This is a genomic window from Streptomyces sp. NBC_00464, assembly GCF_036013915.1.
Taxonomy (GTDB): domain Bacteria; phylum Actinomycetota; class Actinomycetes; order Streptomycetales; family Streptomycetaceae; genus Streptomyces.
Window position 1 is genome coordinate 6,554,343 of sequence record NZ_CP107899.1, and the last position, 15,814, is coordinate 6,570,156.

Annotated in this window: 15 protein-coding genes and 1 pseudogene; 9 read left to right on the forward strand and 7 right to left on the reverse strand. The window is 71.9% G+C overall.

Going from position 1 to position 15,814, the window contains the following annotated elements; all coding sequences use genetic code 11:
- Positions 1 to 2: 2 nt before the first annotated feature.
- Positions 3 to 1,640: a sulfite oxidase gene (locus OG912_RS29430; RefSeq protein WP_327711964.1), complete on the reverse strand. Its 1,638-nt coding sequence runs from the start codon at positions 1,638 to 1,640 to the stop codon at positions 3 to 5.
- A 161-nt stretch (positions 1,641 to 1,801) separates the two neighbouring features.
- On the opposite strand from OG912_RS29430, the gene OG912_RS29435 reads away from it, so the two are divergent.
- The 5 genes from OG912_RS29435 to OG912_RS29455 are packed head-to-tail and all read left to right on the forward strand — an operon-like array spanning position 1,802 to position 7,260.
- Positions 1,802 to 3,076 (forward strand): NAD(P)/FAD-dependent oxidoreductase, encoded by a 1,275-nt coding sequence (locus OG912_RS29435; RefSeq protein ID WP_327711965.1) that lies wholly within the window; start codon positions 1,802 to 1,804, stop codon positions 3,074 to 3,076.
- On the forward strand, positions 3,070 to 3,795 hold the full coding sequence (locus OG912_RS29440) for a DUF1365 domain-containing protein (RefSeq protein ID WP_327711966.1): 726 nt from the start codon (positions 3,070 to 3,072) through the stop codon (positions 3,793 to 3,795). Before OG912_RS29435 ends, OG912_RS29440 begins: the two co-directional genes overlap by 7 nt.
- Positions 3,796 to 3,854: 59 nt before the next feature.
- Positions 3,855 to 5,096, forward strand: coding sequence for a class I SAM-dependent methyltransferase (locus OG912_RS29445; protein ID WP_443061111.1), 1,242 nt, complete (start codon positions 3,855 to 3,857; stop codon positions 5,094 to 5,096).
- The gene (locus OG912_RS29450) at positions 5,093 to 6,463 is read left to right on the forward strand and encodes a cyclopropane-fatty-acyl-phospholipid synthase family protein (protein WP_327711968.1); all 1,371 of its coding nucleotides are present in this window, start codon (positions 5,093 to 5,095) and stop codon (positions 6,461 to 6,463) included. Before OG912_RS29445 ends, OG912_RS29450 begins: the two co-directional genes overlap by 4 nt.
- Positions 6,460 to 7,260, forward strand: coding sequence for a DUF1295 domain-containing protein (locus tag OG912_RS29455; RefSeq protein ID WP_327711969.1), 801 nt, complete (start codon positions 6,460 to 6,462; stop codon positions 7,258 to 7,260). Before OG912_RS29450 ends, OG912_RS29455 begins: the two co-directional genes overlap by 4 nt.
- Before the next feature lie 232 nt (positions 7,261 to 7,492).
- On the opposite strand, the gene OG912_RS29460 is transcribed toward OG912_RS29455, so the two are convergent.
- Both OG912_RS29460 and OG912_RS29465 read right to left on the reverse strand, forming a co-directional pair.
- Positions 7,493 to 8,269, reverse strand: coding sequence for an anti-sigma factor (locus OG912_RS29460; protein ID WP_327711970.1), 777 nt, complete (start codon positions 8,267 to 8,269; stop codon positions 7,493 to 7,495).
- Positions 8,266 to 8,850 carry a sigma-70 family RNA polymerase sigma factor gene (locus OG912_RS29465; protein WP_327711971.1) on the reverse strand — a complete coding sequence of 195 codons (585 nt, stop codon included), beginning with the start codon at positions 8,848 to 8,850 and terminating at the stop codon, positions 8,266 to 8,268. Before OG912_RS29465 ends, OG912_RS29460 begins: the two co-directional genes overlap by 4 nt.
- A gap of 180 nt (positions 8,851 to 9,030) precedes the next feature.
- Between OG912_RS29465 and OG912_RS29470 the strand changes: the two genes are divergently transcribed.
- The 3 genes from OG912_RS29470 to OG912_RS29480 all read left to right on the forward strand — a co-directional run bounded on the left by OG912_RS29470 (position 9,031) and on the right by OG912_RS29480 (position 11,705).
- Entirely contained in the window at positions 9,031 to 9,705 is a 675-nt protein-coding gene (locus OG912_RS29470; protein WP_327711972.1) for a PadR family transcriptional regulator, read from the forward strand.
- Positions 9,706 to 9,915: 210 nt separating this feature from the next.
- Positions 9,916 to 10,929: an ABC transporter ATP-binding protein gene (locus OG912_RS29475; RefSeq protein WP_327711973.1), complete on the forward strand. Its 1,014-nt coding sequence runs from the start codon at positions 9,916 to 9,918 to the stop codon at positions 10,927 to 10,929.
- A complete protein-coding gene (locus tag OG912_RS29480; protein WP_327711974.1) occupies positions 10,926 to 11,705 on the forward strand; it encodes an ABC transporter permease in 780 nt (259 codons plus the stop codon). The genes OG912_RS29475 and OG912_RS29480 overlap by 4 nt, the downstream gene beginning before the upstream one ends.
- A gap of 10 nt (positions 11,706 to 11,715) precedes the next feature.
- Here OG912_RS29480 and OG912_RS29485 read toward each other — a convergent pair whose 3' ends face one another.
- Positions 11,716 to 12,189, reverse strand: coding sequence for an ABA4-like family protein (locus tag OG912_RS29485; RefSeq protein ID WP_326735219.1), 474 nt, complete (start codon positions 12,187 to 12,189; stop codon positions 11,716 to 11,718).
- Positions 12,186 to 12,779 (reverse strand): annotated as a pseudogene (locus tag OG912_RS29490) (hypothetical protein); the annotation flags it as partial. The pseudogene OG912_RS29490 and the gene OG912_RS29485, both read right to left, overlap by 4 nt.
- 153 nt (positions 12,780 to 12,932) lie before the next feature.
- Between OG912_RS29490 and OG912_RS29495 the strand changes: the two are divergent.
- The gene (locus OG912_RS29495) at positions 12,933 to 13,571 is read left to right on the forward strand and encodes a MerR family transcriptional regulator (RefSeq protein ID WP_327711975.1); all 639 of its coding nucleotides are present in this window, start codon (positions 12,933 to 12,935) and stop codon (positions 13,569 to 13,571) included.
- Between the two features lie 100 nt (positions 13,572 to 13,671).
- On the opposite strand, the gene OG912_RS29500 is transcribed toward OG912_RS29495, so the two are convergent.
- Positions 13,672 to 14,514, reverse strand: coding sequence for a siderophore-interacting protein (locus OG912_RS29500; RefSeq protein ID WP_327711976.1), 843 nt, complete (start codon positions 14,512 to 14,514; stop codon positions 13,672 to 13,674).
- 80 nt (positions 14,515 to 14,594) lie between these two features.
- Complete coding sequence (locus tag OG912_RS29505) at positions 14,595 to 15,503, reverse strand: 5'-3' exonuclease (protein WP_327713581.1); 909 nt, start codon at positions 15,501 to 15,503, stop codon at positions 14,595 to 14,597.
- Positions 15,504 to 15,814: the final 311 nt, after the last annotated feature.

Here is a 15,814-nt window from a genome sequence, read left to right on the forward strand (position 1 = left end):
GCTCAGGACACGTCGACCACCACCGAGTGCCAGCCCGTCGCACCGTTGGGCACGGTGCCGACGCGCCGGTCGGTCTGCGTGGCGCCGGTACGGTCCGTCGCGCGGACCTCAAGGGTGTGATTGCCCGAAGTGGCCGGCCATTCCCACACCCACTGGCGCCAGGTGTCCCGGCTGTCCTCGGCCGCCAGCCGCGCGGTGTTCCACGGGCCGCCGTCCACCCGTACCTCGACCCGCCGGATTCCGCGGTGCTGGGCCCAGGCGACCCCGGCGACCGGGATCGTGCCGGCCTTCGGGGAGGCGAAGGGGCGGGGGGTGTCGATACGCGACTCGGTCTTGATCGGTGCCTGCTTGGACCAGGAACGCTTGACCCAGTAGGCGTCGTAGTCGTCGAACGTGGTGAGCTCGATGTCCTTGATCCACTTGCAGGCCGACACATATCCGTACAGGCCGGGGACGACCATCCGGACCGGGAAGCCGTGCTCGAAGGGCAGTGGCTCACCGTTCATGCCCAGGGCGAGCAGCGCGTCGCGCCCGTCCATGACGTCCTCGACCGGAGTGCCGATCGTCATGCCGTCCACCGAACGCGCCACGATCTGGTCGGCGGGCCCATCGCTGGACGGCGGCCTCACCCCCGCCTCGCGCAGCAGATCGGCCAGCCGCACGCCGATCCACCGGGCGTTGCCGACATACGGTCCGCCCACCTCGTTGGAGACGCAGGTCAGGGTGATGTCGCGCTCGATGATCTCGCGGCGCAGCAGGTCCTGGAAGCTCAGCGTCAGAGGCTTCTTCACGCCTTTGCCGTGGATCCTCAGCCGCCAGTCGTTCGCGTCGGTACGCGGCACGACCAACGCCGTGTCCACCCGGTAGAAGCTCTTGTTCGGGGTGACGAACGAGCTCAGGCCCCGGATCTTCAGATCGGTGCCCGCGGGTACGGCCGGCGCCGCCGAGTCGGGTACCGGCAGGACGAGATCACGCCGTGAGGCGGCTGCCCCGGCCTGTACGGCGGAGGTGAGCTGCCGCCCCAGCAGCCCGGCACCGGCCGAGGCCGCTGCCGCGGCGCTCGCCGCGATGACGAAGCCCCGCCGGTCGAAGGTGCCGTGGTCCGGCTCCCCGCCCCCCTCTCCAGCCGCGGGAGAGGGACCGGGAGCCGGCGCAAGCCGTCCGGCCAGGAGATACAGCACTCCTGCGGCCACCACGGCACCCACCACCGAGGGCAGGGCGTCGGACGGGTGGCCCTCCGGCCGCCCGGCCGCCGCGACTGCCCCGACCACACCGAAGACCAGGACGGCAGCCGAGCCCAGCAGCCGGTGCCGCAGCGCCAGCACCCCGACCGCCATGGCGAAGACCGCCAAGAGCGCCAGAATGCCGAGCTCCAGCACCAGCTTGTCGTTCGTGCCGAAGTTCCGTACGGCGAAGTCCTTCAGCGCCGGGGGAGTGCGGTCGATCACCGCACCGCCCACCGCCGCGACCGGACCCGCCTCGGGACGGACGACCGCTGCCACGAGCTCGGCGACGGCCAGGGCACAGAACCCGGCGATCAGACCGCTGAGCGCGGCGCAGGCCGCACGTGCCCAGCGGGACCGCCGGGACCCGTGGGCCCCGCTCTGCGCTTCGTTCTGATCTTCGCTCACAACCGGCATTCGTCCCCGGACGCCCGACGGATTGGTCTGTCACCCGAACGAATGAGAGTCGGTCCCGGCCAATCCGCGGCGCGACCGGTAACGAACCACAGCCGAGAGGCATCGCCGCTCCCGCGCGAACGGGCGAGGGGCGAGGGGCGCCGATACGCGGAGGGAACGGCATGACAGGCAGGCGGCAACGCACAGCGGTGGTGGGGAGCGGGGTGGCGGGACTGACCGCCGCCCACATCCTGCGCACGGCCCACGACGTGACGCTGTTCGAGGCGGACGACCGGGTGGGCGGTCATGCGCACACCCACGACCTCCCCGCGTCGGACGGCCGCGTCCACCGCGTGGACTCCGGATTCATCGTGCACAACCGGCGCACCTATCCCCATCTGCTGCGGCTCTTCGCGGAACTCGCCGTCCCGACCCAGGAGTCGGAGATGAGCATGTCCGTCCGGTGCGAGGGATGCGGCCTGGAGTACGCGGGCGCCCGCGGCCCGGCCGGCCTCCTCGCCCGGCCCGCCCAGCTCCGGGACCCCGCCTATCTGCGGATGCTGGCCGCCGTGCCGCGCTTCCACCGGGCCGCCCGCCGCCTCCTGGCCGACGGCGGACCGGACGCGGACACGATGACGCTCGGCGAGTTCGTCTCCCGCGGCCGCTTCTCCCCGTACTTCACCGCCCATTTCCTCACCCCCGTGGTCTCCGCGGTCTGGTCCTGCGACCCGGTGACCGCGATGCTGTACCCCGCCCGCTACCTCTTCCGGTTCCTCGACCACCACGGGATGCTCGCGGTCGGCGGCTCCCCGGTGTGGCGGACGGTCACCGGCGGTTCGGGCGCCTACGTCGAGCGGGTCACCAAGCAGCTCGCCGCCATCCGCACCGCGACCCCGGTCCGTGCCGTGCGCCGGCACGCGGGCGGCGTCGACCTCGTCACCGCCGAGGACACCACCGAGGCATTCGACTCCGTCGTCATCGCCACCCACCCCGACCAGGCCCTGCGCATCCTCGCCGACCCGACGGACGAGGAGGTCCGGACCCTCGGCGCCTTCCGCTACTCCCGCAACCCCACCCTGCTGCACACCGACACCCGGCTGCTTCCGAGGGCCCGCGGCGCCCGTGCCTCGTGGAACTACCTGATGCCGTCCTGCGCCGCCGACGCCGGCCACGTCACCGTCAGCTACGACATGAGCCGGCTCCAGCGGCTCGACGCCCCCGAGACCTTCCTCGTCACGCTGAACGGCGCCGACCGCGTCGCCCCTGGCCTCGTCCGCGCCCGCATGGTCTACGAACACCCCGTCTTCACCCCCGAGTCGGTGGCCGCACAGGCCCGGCTGCCCGCGCTGTCGGGCCCGGTCACCGCCTACGCGGGGGCGTACCACGGCTGGGGCTTCCACGAGGACGGCTGCCGCTCGGGGGCGGAGGCGGCCGCCGCGCTGGGGGTGGAGTGGTGAACGCCCTCTACCCGTGCACGATCGCCCATGTACGGACCGCGCCCAGCAAGTACGCGTTCCGGCACCGCACCTATCTGTGGCTGATCGACCCGGACGGACCGCCACCGCTGCCCGCAGCCCTGCGCCTCCTGGCCGGCTTCGACCCGCGCGACCACTTCGGCGGCACGGCCCCGACCATCCGGGCCGGCCTGAGCCGCTTCCTGGCCGCGAACGGCGTCGACCTCGCCGACGGAACCGTGCGCATGCTCACCCAGGCCCGGGTGTTCGGCCATGTCTTCAACCCGCTGACCGTCTACTGGTGCCGCCGCGCCGACGGCAGCCCGCTCTGCACGGTCGCCGAGGTGCACAACACGTACGGCGAACGCCACTGCTACCTGCTGCGCCCGGACGCCGACGGCCGGGCGTCCACCGGCAAGGAGTTCTACGTGTCGCCGTTCTTCGACGTCGACGGCTCCTACCGGATGCGGCTGCCCGAGCCGGGGCCCCGGCTCGACCTGACGGTGCATCTGGAACGGGCCGGCCTGCGGCCCTTCACCGCCACCGTCCGCGGAGTGCGCCGCCCGGTCACCCCGCGCGTGCTGCTCAGGCTGGCGCTGCTCCATCCCTGGTCCACCGCCGTCGTCTCGGCCGCCATCCGGCTGCACGGCATCCGCCTGCTGATGCGCGGACTGCCCGTACAGCCCCGTCCCCGCCACCGCCCCCAGGAAGGAATGCAGTGAGCGTCTCCACGTCCCACTCCCCGTCCGCCTGCCCCTCCCCGTCCTCCTCCTCGCCTCCGGTGCACGCCACCGCGGGCATCGACGCGGGGCGCTGGCCCGATGTCGTGCGGCCCCCGCGCGCATCCGCGCTGCGGACCGCCGTCGCCGAACGGCTCGTCCGTCGCGCGCTGGCCCGCCTGCCGCTCCGGGTGCGCCTGGCCGGACGCGAGGACCTCGGCCTCGGCGGCCCGCTGATGGACGTCCGCGACCCCGCCATGTTCTTCCGCAGGATCGGGGCCGACGGGCTGATCGGATTCGGTGAGTCGTACATGGCGGGGGAGTGGGACTCACCCGACCCGGTGGGTGTGCTGACCGTCCTCGCCGACCAGGTCGCCTCCCTGATCCCGCAGCCCCTCCAGCGGCTGCGGGGCATCTGGGCCCGCAGCCGCCCGGCCGGACAGCTCGGCACCCGGCAGGGCGCCCGCGACAACATCAGCCATCACTACGACCTGTCCAACGACCTCTTCGCGCTCTTCCTCGACGAGACCCTCAGCTACTCCTCCGCAGTCTTCCGGGGCTTCCCCGCCGAGCCCGCCCTGCTGCCCGCCGCCCAGCACCGCAAGATCGACCGGCTGCTCGACCTCGCGGACGTCGGACCCGGCACCGAGCTTCTCGAAATCGGCACCGGCTGGGGCGAACTGGCGATCCGGGCCGCCGCCCGCGGCGCCCGCGTCGTCTCCGTCACCCTGTCCCGGGAGCAGCAGGAGCTGGCCCGCCGCCGGATCAGGGACGCCGGATACGAGGACCGCGTCGACGTTCGGCTCTGCGACTACCGCGACGTCGCAGGGGAGTACGACGCGATCGTCAGCGTCGAGATGATCGAGGCGGTCGGCGCGGAGTTCTGGCCCGTCTACTTCCGCACCCTGGAACAGCGGCTCGCCCCCGGCGGCCGGATCGCCCTCCAGGCCATCACCATGCCCGACGACCGGCTGCGCGCCGGCGGGAACACCTACACCTGGATCCAGAAGTACATCTTCCCCGGCGGACTCCTCCCGTCCGTCGAGGCCGTCGAACAGGTCACCACCGAGCACACCGGCCTGCGCATCGAGCGCTGCGACGACTTCGGCACGCACTACGCCGAGACGCTGCGGCTGTGGCGGGAACGGTTCACCGAACGGGCCGCCGACGTCGACGCGCTCGGCTTCGACGCCACCTTCCGCCGGATGTGGACCTTCTATCTGTCCTACTCCGAAGCGGGATTCCGCTCCGGCTACCTCCATGTGCAGCAGATGCTGCTGACCCGTCAGGAAACAGCGCGATGACACTCACCGCCAATCGGGCCGCCGCCCCCGGCGCGGCGCAACGCCTCGAACCCCTCGTCGAGCAGCTGCTCGGCGGCGAACTCCCCGTCAGGGCAAGGATGTGGGACGGCAGCGAGACCGGCGCCCCCGACGGGCCCCTGGTCCACGTCCGCTCCCGCCGTGCGCTGCGCCGGCTTCTGTGGGCCCCCGGCGAACTGGGCCTCGCCGAGGCCTACATCACCGGGGACATCGACATCGAGGGAGACCTCGCCACCGGGCTGCGGGCCATGCGCCACGCGGTGCGCGAGCGCGGACTGCGCCCGCCGCGCCCCGGCCGCGGCGGGCGGCTGCGGGCTCTCGGCACCGCCCTGCGCATGGGCGCCGTCGGCCCCCGGCCCCCGGTGCCCGCGGCCCGCGCCGGGCTCCACGGCGTGCTGCACAGCAAGGCCCGCGACCGGGCCGCCGTCAGCCACCACTACGACCTCTCCAACGCCTTCTACGCGCTGCTCCTCGACGAGACGATGGCCTACTCCTGCGGCTACTGGACCAGTGACGCCGCCGGCTACGGCCCCGCGGACGCGCAGCGCGACAAGCTCGAACTCATCTGCCGCAAGCTGGGACTGCGCCCGGGCGCGCGGCTGCTGGACATCGGCTGCGGCTGGGGATCGCTGACGCTGTACGCCGCGCAGCGGCACGGCGTCCGCGTCACCGCGGTCACCCTCGCCCGGGAACAGGCGGCGTACGTACGCCATCAGGTGGCCGAACGGAACCTGGAGGACCTCGTCGAGGTCCGCTGCTGCGACTACCGCGACATCGCGCGGGCTCCGGGCCACGAGGGCGGGTACGACGCGGTGTCCACCGTGGAGATGGGCGAGCACGTCGGGGACGCGCAGTACCCGGCCTTCGCCGGGACGCTGCACGCCATGGTCCGGCCGCGCGGCCGGGTGCTCGTCCAGCAGATGTCGCGGGGACGCGACGCCCCGGGCGGCGGCGCGTTCATCGAGTCGTACATCGCCCCCGACATGCACATGCGCCCGCTCGGCGAGACGGTCGAGCTGCTGGAGGGCGCCGGACTCGAAGTGCGTGACGTCGAGGGGCTGCGCGAGCACTACGTACGGACCGTCGACGCGTGGCGGCGCACCCTGGAGGAGCACCACCAGGAGTTCACGGACCTCGTCGGCGAGGAGACCGTGCGGGTGTGGCGGCTCTATCTGGCGGGCGGCGCCCTCGCCTTCGAGGAACGGCGGATGGGCGTGGACCAGATCCTCTCCGTACGGCCGGAGGCCACCGGTGCGGCCGGGATGCCGGGCACTCGCAGCGGCTGGTACGCGGCTCCGGCCGAGGTGCCTGCCGCGCGCGACGGGGCGTCGGCGGGACTCGCGGAGTGAACGGCTTCGCATGGGAGGCGTTCGCACAGGGCCTGTTGCCCTGTGCGGGCGCCGCCCTCGCCGTCATGCTCGCCACGTTCGCCGTCGGCCTGCGCATGGGTGTGCACCGGGTCGTGGACGTCGCCTGGGGGCTGGGGTTCACCGCCCTCGCCCTCGTCTCGTACGGCATGTCGGCGGCGGACGGGGACGGCGCCCGCCGCCTCCTGGTCACCGTGCTCACGGCCGTGTGGGGGCTGCGCCTGGCCTGGCACATCGCCCGCCGGGGCAGGGGACACGGCGAGGACCCGCGGTACGCGGCGATGCTTGCCAAGGCCCCGGGCAATCCGGATCTGTACGCCCTGCGGAAGGTGTATCTGCTCCAGGGCGCCCTCGTCTGGCTGATCTCGCTCCCGGTGCAGGCGGCCGGGTATCTGACGGGCCCGGCCGGGGGATGGGCCTGGGCCGGTGCGGGAGTGTGGGCGGTGGGGCTGGCCTTCGAAGCGGTGGGCGACCACCAGCTGGCCCGGTTCAAGGCCGACCCGGACAACCAGGGGAAGATCATGGACCGCGGACTGTGGGCCTGGACCCGGCATCCCAACTACTTCGGCGACTTCTGCGTGTGGTGGGGCCTGTTCCTGATCGTCTGCCAGGCACCCGGGGCCGCCGCCGCCACCCTGGTGGCACCCGTCCTGATGAGCTTCCTGCTCATCGGCGGCAGCGGGAAGGCGCTCCTTGAGCGGCATCTGGACGAGCGCCCCGGCTTCGCCGCGTACAAGGCCCGGACCAGCGGCTTCCTCCCGCGCCCACCGCGCCGCTGAGTGGCCAAAGTCGCGTCCCGCACTCCGCCGGGGCGCAGTGTGTCCCGTACTCCGCCGCCTCCCAACGGCGGAGTACGGGATGAACACCGCGAAATGGCCACGGCCCGCCGGGACGACCCGATCCGGGGCGAGCACCTGTGACCACTGCGTCAGGGGCCCGGACGCGCGGCCGGGCCGGTCACCGAAGACGGGTGCCCGGCCCGGCGCCGCTCATGCGGCCAGGGGCGCTCGTTCACGCCGACGGCAGGTCTATCAGCGCCAGCGGGGCCGACGTCGGCTGCGCCGATCCGCCTGCCGGTTCGACGGTGACGCCCATGCCCGTCGCGTCGTCCACCGGCCCGTCGAGCAGGGTCGCGTACGTCGTCGACGTGGGGCCCGCAGCCCGCATCAGGCCCGCTGAGCGCATCGTGCCGTCGTCGTCGAACCACAGCTGGTAGACCTTGCCGACGGGGGCCCCGGGGAGTCCCGCGGCCAGGAACGCGGCGCGGTTCTCGCTCTTGGAGACCACGACCGTGCCCTTCCCGCCGTCCTCCAGGGTCCCGGATCGCGACTGTGCGTCGGGCGCCGCGAGGACCTGCGCGAGCTGCTCGCTCTGCTGATGGGTGGCGCGGGCGTCCTGCCTGGCGTCCTGGGCCGCCTGGTTCTGCCACACCGCGATACCGCCGAAGCCTGCGGCGGCGGCCAGGCTCGCGGCGAGCGCGAACTTCGGCCACCGGGCGGCGCGGCCGGCGGTGTTGCGGCCGGTGGTTCCGGTGCGGGCGCGGCGGCCACCGGACGGCGGCTCCTGGCGGACGGTCGCGATCTCCCGCAGTACCCGCTCGCGAAGCTCCCGCGGCGGCGTGGCGGAGACGGCGAGCCCGAGCCGGGTCGCGGTCTCCGAGAACTCGCGCACCTCGACGGAACAGGCGTCGCAGTCGCCCAGATGACGTTCGAACTCCCGGCGTTCGGATTCCGGCAGCGCGTGCAGGGCGTAGGCCCCCGTCAGTGTGTGCAGTCCGGCGTCGCTCATGCGTTCACCCCGAGGCAGTCGCGCAGCCGGATCAGTCCGTCGCGCAGTCGAGTCTTGATCGTTCCCAGCGGTGTCGCGAGCAGCTCCGCCACCTCGCGATAGGTCAGCCCTCGGTAGTACGCCAGGGTGACGGATTCCCGTTGCAGCTCGGACAGGGTCCGCATGCAGCGGCGTACCTGCTCCTGCTCAAGACGACTCTCCACCTGTTCGGTGACGTCGTCGAAGGCGGGAGTGCGGTCGAGCAGCGCGGCCTTGTGCTCACGGGCCGTCGTCGCCTCCACCGAGCGCACCCGGTCCACCGCGCGGTGATGGGCCAGCGTCAGCACCCAGTTCATGGCACTCCCGCGGGCCGCCTGGAAGCGCGGCGCCGTACGCCACACCTCGACCAGTACCTCCTGCGCGACCTCCTCCGACTGGGCGGGGTCACGCAGGACGCTGCGCACCAGTCCGAGCACCGGCCCGCAGACTGCCTCGTACACCTGCGAGAAGGCATCCTGATCGCCCCGGGCGACCATGCCCAGAAGCTCCTGGAGATCGGGCCCCGCCGAGGTCGATCCGCTGATGTGCACGGCTTCTTTCACGCGGGCTTCCTTCCAGGATGCTCATCGGTCTCCAGGGGTGATTCGGAGCCGGTGGCAGCGCGGATTGGTCAGGGGGCGGAATCCTTCCACGTTCTTCGCGATACGCGATACATCGCGGTTGACGTGTTGTGGGGACTCGCGATATGTTCGGCCGCGAGTATTCGGTGACGAAGTGAAGGGATGGCGAGGGCGGTGGCCAAGCGGCGCAAGCTCAGCAATCCACTGGCGCTCACGGTGATGGTGCTGCTCGCGGAGCGCCCCATGCATCCGTACGAGATCGCCCAGACCCTCCGCCGACGCGGCAAGCAGCACAGCGTGAAGATCAATTTCGGCTCGCTCTACACCGTGGTCCAGAACCTGGAGAAGCACGGCTATGTGGAGGTCACGGGCGTGCAGCGGCAGGGCAACCGCCCGGAGCGCACGCTGTACGGCATCACCGAGTCCGGGCGCGCCGAGATGCTGGACTGGCTGTCCGATCTGATCGCGGTGCCGGCCGCCGAGTTCCCCGCCTTCGACACGGCCCTGTCGCTGCTTCCGGTGCTGCCGCCGGACGAGGTGGCGGAGCTCCTGCTCGACCGGGAACAGGCGCAGACCGTCCAGGCGGCGGCGCTCCGGGGGGTGCTCACTCAACTGGGTGACGCGCTGCCCCGGGTCTTCGTCATCGAGACCGAGTACCAGCTCCACATGATCGAGGCACAGCTGGAGTGGATCAGGGGTTTCCGCAAGGAGCTCACCGACTCGACCATCAGCGGCATCGAGGAATGGAAGTCGTTCCACGAGACCGGTGAGGTGCCCCAGGACTGGCAGGACCTGGACGAGCAGGACATCGTCCTCGACCCCGAACGTACGGAGTAACGCGAGAACGGACGAACAAAGACCCCGGCGGGAGCTGTTGGAGCAGCGCCCGCCAGGGTCTCGAACCCCGGACCGGACAAGCCGTGAAGGCACGCCAGGCCATCGAGGTGCGGCACACCCAGGATAGCCCGGCACTCCTCACGCGGACCGGCTCGGCCCACCGGGCACTCGGAGACCCGAGTGCCCCGCCGACCACAGGAGAGCTCCGCCATGAGCACCCGTGCGCCCGCCGTCGAGGCGCGACAGCTGATCAAGACCTATCCAGGTGACGTCACCGCGCTCAGCGGGATGGACCTCACCGTCGCCCCCGGCACCGTCTTCGGGCTCCTCGGGCCCAACGGTGCGGGGAAGTCCACCACCGTCAAGATCCTCACCACCCTCGCCCGCCCGGACTCCGGCACCGCGTCCGTCGCCGGCCACGACGTGCTGCGCCACCCCGACCGGGTCCGCCGCGCCATCGGCGTGGTCGCCCAGAGGTCCGGCGCCGACCCGGTGGCCACCGGCCGGGAGAACCTGGTGCTCCAGGGCCGGCTGTACGGAATGCGCGGCACCGCCGTCCAGCGCCGGGCCGATGAGCTCCTGGACCGCTTCGACCTCGGCGACGCCGGAAGGCGCCAGGTCAAGGGGTACTCCGGCGGAATGCAGCGCCGACTCGACGTGGCGCTCGGCCTGGTCCACCGCCCCGAGGTGCTCTTCCTCGACGAACCGACGACGGGCCTCGACCCGGAGGCCCGTACGGCGATGTGGGAGGAGATCTCCCGGCTCGCGGGCGAGGAGGGCCTGACCATCGTGCTCACCACGCACTACCTGGAGGAGGCCGACCGGCTCGCCGAACGCATCGCGATCGTCGACCGCGGCCGCATCGTGGTCGAGGGAACCCCCGACGAGCTCAAGGGTGAACTGAGGGGCGACGCCGTCCACATGGAGCTGCGTGCGGACGGCGACCGCGACACCGTCACCGCCGCACTCGCCGGCTCGGCCGGTGTGTACGAGGTGCTGGTCGACGGCCGCCGGGTCAGCGTCCGCGCCGAGGACGGCGCCGCGGCCGTCCCGGTGCTGCTCGCCGCCCTGGAGCGGGCCGGTGCGGCGGTGGCCGCCGCCACCGTCGCCCGCCCCTCCCTCGACGACGTCTATCTGCGGTACGCCGGCCGTCGCTTCTCCGAGGCGGAGGCCGCAGGCCCGGACAGCCCTTCCGTACCGGTCGCCGCAGGAGGCACCCGATGAGCAGTCAGGCCATCGCCCAGACCTGGTACATGACCCAGCGCCAGCTGACGGCGATCCTCAGACAGCCGGTCTTCCTGGTGATCTCGCTGATCCAGCCGGTGATCTGGCTGTTCCTGTTCGGCAACCTCTTCAAGAAGGTCGTCGAGCTCGGCGGCTTCGGCACCACGTCCTACCTGGACTACCTGATCCCCGGCATCGTCGTGATGAGCGCCCTGGGATCGAGCATGTGGGCCGGTATGGGCACCCTGGAGGAGATCGAAAGGGGCACGCTCAACCGCTTCCTGACGACGCCCGTCAGCCGCAGCGCGCTGATGAACGCCAACGTCGTGCAGAACGGCATCAGTACCGCCGTGCAGTCCCTCGTCATCGTCCTGCTCGGCTGGGCCGCGGGCGCCGCCTACCCGGGCGGAGCGGGCGGGCTGCTGATCCTGGTTCTCGCCTCGATCCTGCTGGGTACGGTGTTCGGCGCGTTCTCCAACGCCCTGGGCATGCTGGTCCGCCAGCGGGAGTCGATCATCGGCATCAACACGTTCCTGCTCCTGCCGCTGACCTTCCTCTCCACCTCCTTCATGGCCCCGAGCCAGATGCCGTCCTGGATGCGTCACATCGCCGACTTCAACCCGGTCAACTGGGCGATGGTGGCCGGCCGGTCGGCCCTGACGTCGGATCCCGACCGGGGTCTGGTGCTCAGTCGCGGGGGCGCGCTGCTGGCGCTCGCCGTGATCGCGGTGTGGCTGTCGACCCGCACCTTCCGCTCGTACCAGAAGTCCGTCTGACAGTCGGCTCTCACCGGCCCGCCGCCACACCGTCCGCCCGGTCCGGGAGTTCGCTTCCGGGCCGGGTTCCGCGTTGCCGGACCGCGCGCAGCGCCAGGAAGAGCAGCAGCCCGAACGGCGAGAGCAGAATCGTCAGCACCAGCAGCGGGCCCATCAGATACGGCGAGATTCCCAGCCGGCGGCTCTCCAGGAACATCCACTGACCCAGCAGCAGGTCCCAGGCGATGACCTGCGCCCACACCGCTCCCGCCCCGTTCGACAGCGCGGTCAGATCGCGGAACGTGTCGATGTCCGGGCTGCTCACCGCCGTCCAGAGCTCGGGAAGGACCGGCACAGCCATGGCCAGGTAGACGGCCAGGACCGGCAGGACCGTCAGCGGTGAGGCGGCGACCCGTGCGGTGACCGCCCGGCCCGGCAGGAAGATCATGAGCAGCCAGAACGGCGCGGCCAGTACGAACGAGATCTCGAAGAGTGCACCGGTCATGACACGAGCTCCTTCTCGACGGTGGGGGAGGGGTGCGCTGCGGAGCGCGGACGCAGTGCGCCGTACGCACCGGCGGCGGTGGCGGCCACCATGAGCGCTGCCGCGGTGAGTGTTGCGCCGTCCGGGTGGTTCAGCGGCTGGCCGCGCAGCGCCTGCCAGGCGACCAGGGCGGTGACTGCCGCGTAGGCGCCGGAGGCGACCCGCACCAGGCGCAGCCGGACCCGGGGATCGCGCAGCCGGGCGAAGCGTGGCGCCAGCGTGACCAGCGCCAGCCGGAACAGGGGGAGCAGCTGGAGCGCGTGCATTCCCACGAAATGCGGGATGCGCAGATCACCGCCGGTCGTCGACCAGCCGGTGAGCGGCATCGAGGGCCCGCCGTCCGGCACGCCCACGGCATGCGCACCGATCACGTCGGCCGTGTCGAGGTTCCCGGCGGCGCGCTGCTCCTTCGAGGGCTGCGTCATGAGGAAGCCGAAACCGGCGCCCACCAGGGCCGGCAGCACGCCCGAGCGGATCGCCCAGGCGGAGGCGCGGTCCGCGATACGGGCGCGCAGCAGCAGGATCGCGATGACCAGGGTGCCGGCCCACAGGCGGCGAAGAGGACTAACGGACGGTGCCGGGCGTGCCATTGCGGCATGAGATCCCCCAGAGCTGATTATGGATAGCAGTGCTGTCCACTATCCGATAGTGGAACTATCTATGATGGGGTGCGGGTTGGCAAGCGGGATAAGGGAGAACACGCGGTGCGCATCGGCGAGTTGAGCCGCAGGTCCGGGGTTCCGGTACCGACGATCAAGTTCTACGTACGGGAGGGGCTGCTGCCTGCCGGGCAGCTGACCAGCCCGAACCAGGCGAGCTACGACGACGGGCACGAGCGCAGACTGCGGCTGATCCGTGCCCTGCTGGACGTCGGCGGGCTCCCGCTGTCGGCCATCGGGGAGGTGCTCCGGGTGATGGAGGACCCGCAGCAGCCCCTGCATGACGTGCTGGGCACGGCGGCGAAGAGCATCGCACCGTCGCGGGGTGACCATGCCGGGCCCGAACTGGAGGATGCCCGCGAGGACGTGACGGAACTGCTGGAGCGCAGGGGCTGGCTGTCCGGGGCGCGCAGCCCGGGCGGGGAGTCCCTGGCCGAGGTGCTGGTGGCGCTGCGCCGGGCCGGTCACGGCGGCTTCGTCGAGCTGCTGGATGACTACGCGGCTGCCGCCGAGCAGGTCGCGCGGGCCGATGTCGACTACGTCGGGCGCCGAGTGGCGCGGGAGGACGTGGTGGAGAGCGTGGTCGTAGGCACGGTGCTCGGTGAGGCGATGTTCGCCGCCCTGCGGCGGCTCGCGCATGCGGACGCGTCGGCGCGGGCGTTCGGCGAGGAGTCGGGCGGCTGAGCCGGCGGTGCCGCGTGCCGGCTGCGGACCGGTGTCCGCGGGCAGACGTGCCTGTGCCCCGGTCCATGGACCGGGGCACAGTGCGGTTGTCGCGGGGAGGCTACGCGGCGCTCTCCTGCTCGCGCTCCACCTGCTCGTTCCACTCGCGCTTGACCGAGCGCCAGGCGTCGTCGTTCTGGCCGAGCCGCCAGTACCCGGAGATCGACAGCTGCGGCAGCGGGATCCCGCGGTCGAGCCGCAGGTGGCGGCGGATCTCCTTGACGAAGCCCGCCTCGCCGTGGACGAACGCCTGGACGTCGCCCGCGGGGAACTCCAGCTCCTTCACCGCGGCGGTGAGGGCCTCGCCCACCGGGCGCTCGCCGCGGTGCAGCCAGGTGACCTCGACGCCGTCCGGCGACGCGATCTTCTGCTCCTCCGAGGCGTCCGTAACCTCGATGAACGCGTGGACGACCGCGCCCGCGGGCATCTGCTCCAGCGCCGCGGCCACGGCCGGCAGGGCGCTCTCGTCGGCCACCAGGAGGTGCCAGTCGGCCGAGGCGTCGGGGCCGTAACCGCCGCCGGGGCCCAGGAAGGTCACCTGGTCGCCCGCCGCTGCGCGCGCGGCCCAAGGGCCCGCGAGGCCCTCGTCGCCGTGCACCACGAAGTCGATCGCCAGCTCCCGGGTGTCCGGGTCCCACGAGCGCACCGTGTAGGTACGCGTCGTGGGCCAGAGCTCGCGCGGGAACTCCTCGCGGATGCGGGCCATGTCGAAGGGGTGCGTGTACTCGGCGCCCTCGGGGGCGAAGCACAGCTTGACGTAATGGTCGGTGAAGCCGGACAGCGTGAAGTCGGCGAGACCGTCACCGCCGAGCACCACCCGGATCATGTGCGGGGTGATCTGCTCGGTGCGCAGGACCTGCGCACCCTGCGCCTTGGGTGCCTGCCGCGCCGGTCGTTCTGCCACGAGGTTGTCTCCCTGTTCCGGGTGCCGGACCGGTGGCCCACACGGGAGCCCACAGCCTTAGGGTTACCTAACCTAACACCTCATCCTGTGAGTGTGGAGAGCAGTCGCTGGAGCGCTCCGCCCAGTCCCCACCGGTCCGCAAGCGCTTCGAGTGTCGCGGGATCGCGCGGCTCGGCGGGCAGTGCGGGGTCGCATTCCGGCAGCGGTACGTCGCCGGCGACCCGGACCACCGTCGGCGCGACGGCCACGTAGTCACGGGCCTCGTCGAGCCGCTTTCGCTGCGAGGGCGTCAGCTTGGCGGCCGGATCGTCGACCGCGGCCATGATCCCGGCCAGGTCGCCGAACGCGTCCAGCAGTTTCGCCGCCGTCTTCTCGCCGATGCCGGGGACGCCCGGCAGCCCGTCGCTCGGGTCGCCGCGCAGCAGCGCCAGGTCGACGTAACCGGAGCCGTCCACCCCGTACTTCTCGCGGAGCCAGGCCTCGTCCGTCACCTGGAGGGAGCCGACGCCCTTCAGCGGGTAGAGCACCCGAACCCCGCGGACGTCGTCCACCAGCTGATAGAGGTCCCGGTCGCCGGTGACGATGTCGACCGGGCCGGTCGCCAGGCCGGTCAGCGTGCCGATCACGTCGTCGGCCTCGTAACCCGCGACGCCGACGCGGGCGATGCCCAGGGCGTCCAGGACGTCCGCGATCACCGGGACCTGCGGAGCCAGCGTGTCGGGCGTTTCCTCCTCGTCTGGCAGCCCCTCGCCGGTCTCCACCGCGACGCGGTGCGCCTTGTACGAGGGGATCAGGTCCACCCGCCACTGCGGACGCCAGTCGTTGTCCCAGCAGGCGACCAGATCGTCGGGCCGGTGGTCCTGCACGAGGCGGCCGATGAAGTCCAGCAACCCGCGGACGGCGTTGACCGGTGTCCCGTCCGGCGCGCGCACCGAGTCGGGCACCCCGAAGTAGGCGCGGTAGTAGAGGGAGGCGGTGTCGAGGAGCATCAGGCGTCGCGTCACACCCCGATGATGCCGCACCCCACCGACACCGGCTGCCGCAGACGCGGTTCCCGAACTCCGGCCGCGCTTTTGTGGGCTGGGTCACTCTTGTGTTTGCCCTGCGTAAGCGGGGGCAGGCGCGGCATCGGAGCGGACCACGTCGCATTTTCAACTAGTGCACGTGCCATGCGGACCGAATCCGCACCGCTCCACGGTCTGCCGGAGGGGGTGGCAGACCGTTTTCGGTTCAACGCGTGAGGTGTATGTGTCAAGGCTGCAAGCCGAACACTTGTACAAGGTTTTCGGCAGACGACCCG